Origin of the sequence: Clostridium thermobutyricum DSM 4928 (genome assembly GCF_002050515.1) — a bacterium.
GTDB lineage: Bacteria > Bacillota > Clostridia > Clostridiales > Clostridiaceae > Clostridium > Clostridium thermobutyricum.
On record NZ_LTAY01000098.1, the window covers coordinates 1 to 2,593 of the forward strand.

At 23.7% G+C, this 2,593-nt stretch carries 2 protein-coding genes; both read right to left on the bottom strand.

Features of this window, described 5'->3' with window-relative positions; genetic code table 11:
• Window positions 1-496 precede the first annotated feature (496 nt).
• Entirely contained in the window at window positions 497-1,189 is a 693-nt protein-coding gene (locus CLTHE_RS15010) for a DUF2786 domain-containing protein (RefSeq protein WP_080024111.1), read from the bottom strand.
• Window positions 1,190-1,583: 394 nt separating this feature from the next.
• Window positions 1,584-2,593, bottom strand: a 1,010-nt coding sequence (locus tag CLTHE_RS16820; RefSeq protein WP_207651212.1) for a hypothetical protein, incomplete at its 5' end; no start/stop codon positions are given.

The following is a 2,593-nucleotide window of genomic DNA, read 5'->3' on the forward strand; positions in this document are numbered from 1 at the left end:
TTTGTATGTTTTGATATAATATTGTTGTGAAATTTTTTCCTTAAAATATATGAGACATATTTCATATAATTATAAAATCCAATAAAAAAGCTATAAAATTAACATAATGATTTTATAGCTTTTTTATTATTCTTTTTTAAGAATAATATTTTATATAGAAAAATTTTATAGGATAATTAACCCTCTTATTATATAAATCCTATATAGCAATAATTTATTTTATTGTAGATTGTTCCACTTGCAATTAATATATATGATATTAGGGTTACTAAAATAAAAATACCTTCTAGTAATTTTCTTTTATGTAAGTTCATTTAATATAATCCTTTCTTAAATATCAAAAGATATAATCCAATTAATAGAGTATTTATAATAATTTACATATAAACATAAAGTTTATCAATAAGATAAAATAATAAACTTATTCCAATTCCAAATATCCCCATACACATAGCCATTTCTAATATTAAAATTATTATAGATTTTAATTCATTATTTATTCAATTAAAGTTATTTCTTCCTCGTTTGTCCCTTCTGCAATCTTATCTGAAATACTAAAATTTTCACCATCTTTACATCCTTCTGAATATACTTCAGAAAAACCTTCGAATGAAGTATTTGTATTTATTGTTTTGGCGAATTTTATTTGATTATGGGCATCAACAACCTCTGGATCTTTTTGTATCACTAACCCCCATTCTTGTTTTTTTCTTTTTTGTTCTTCAAACATATAGTCAAGACCTTCTATAAATCCTAATGCATAATCATTTTCTAATCCTCTAGTGCTATATCCATTTTTATTATAATCATATCTTAATTTTCTAACTTTGCTATTTATGCAGTCTACTGCATACTCTAAAACTATATTACATACCAATATATCCTCTTCTCTTCCAAAGAAAACTATTTTGTGAGTTCTTCTAGTCCTAAAGTAATAATAACATCCAAAGTTTTCAGCTATAACTTTTGCTAATTTAGCTTTCCATTTTGCCTTTGTAAAAGACACCTGGCTTATATGTTCTTTTATATTACTATTATATTGTCTAAACTCTTTTACTTCTTTTATAGATAATTTATTTTTTATAAGTAGCTCTTGAGCCTTAAGTAAAGCTGATTTAGCTTCACCTTCATTACTGCTTTCACTTAGAGCCAATAGTTTTTTTATTTTTAAAATAATTTTGTCATTCAATCTAAACACCTCAAAATATTTAAAATATTAATTTTAATATATTATATTTGTTTATAAATATTATTTATATTCTTACTATTTATATCTTCAAAAACTTATTTAAATCTATAAATAGATTGCTCAAATTTCATATTCCCTATTTTGGAAATATTGATGATATTATTATTCATTCCTTGTATTCTAGTGGCTTCCCCAAATGCTCTATTATGTTCTTCATTAGCTAACTTTAACAGTACACTTTCAATATCACAATAAGTTTTCTAATGATTTTGTATATTCTTCTTTATCTATATCTTGCATAATTTTCTTCCTTCACATTTTTAACATCTTGACTTTCACAATAAAAAACTCTATCACATCAATTTTATAAATTATTTTATTGAGATTGCATTATTTAATCATCATCATCACTGCAAGATGAGAATGAACTAGATGAGTTCTCCTCTTCTTCTGAACTTATACTAGATGATGAACTATTACTAGAACCTGAACTTTCTTCTATACTGGAAGAGCTTGAAGCACTATTATTTTCATCTTCATTTGAATTAGATGTATTAGATATATTATTGGAATTACTACTTTCAGCCTCTTCTTCTATATCTGAGCTTGTTGTACTATTAGTATTTATATCTGGCTCTTCTTCTTCTCCATTGCTATTCTTATTATTATATTTATCTATAACGGTCCATCCTGAATTTCCTGAATATAGTGGTGTATCTGTGAAGTACAATGGTGTATATGAATTATTCATCCAAATATAAGCTAATAATATATCAAATCCACTTATATTATCATTAGATACTTTATATTGTTCTGACCCTTGATTTTGGTTAGCCTTATTTAAATAATTAATTACATTATTTTTATTTAAAAATACTATTTCTAGATATCCCCCATTGTAGTTAGGCATCTTAATCCCTTTTAGCATTGCTATTTTAGGATCTATATAAATATTTCTATTAGGTAGATTAGGCTCTTTATTTTTTACAACTTTAGCTGAAACAAAAATATCTTTTTCACTTTTAACACCTAACTCCTTTTCTATTGCAGGTATATTTAATTTAATATTTCCTTCATTTATATAATCTTCAAAGTTCTTTATCATTTTCATTTTTAAAGCATTATTTAATTTATTAGTAAGATTACATTCACTAGAAAATTCATTATTTACATTTTGAAATGCGTAAAATCCAGTAAAATTTAGATTTAAAATTTCATTTGCAATAATACCTTTTACTTGTGATACTCCTTTTATTACAATTGCTGCATATATATCTTTGTTATATTTATTATTTAATTGTATTTTTTTTAAATCTGGAGCTGTATTAATTTCATTAATTGCAATTTCAACATTTTCTTGAACTCTTTTGTTATATTCAGAAATACATTTATATATTGTAAATC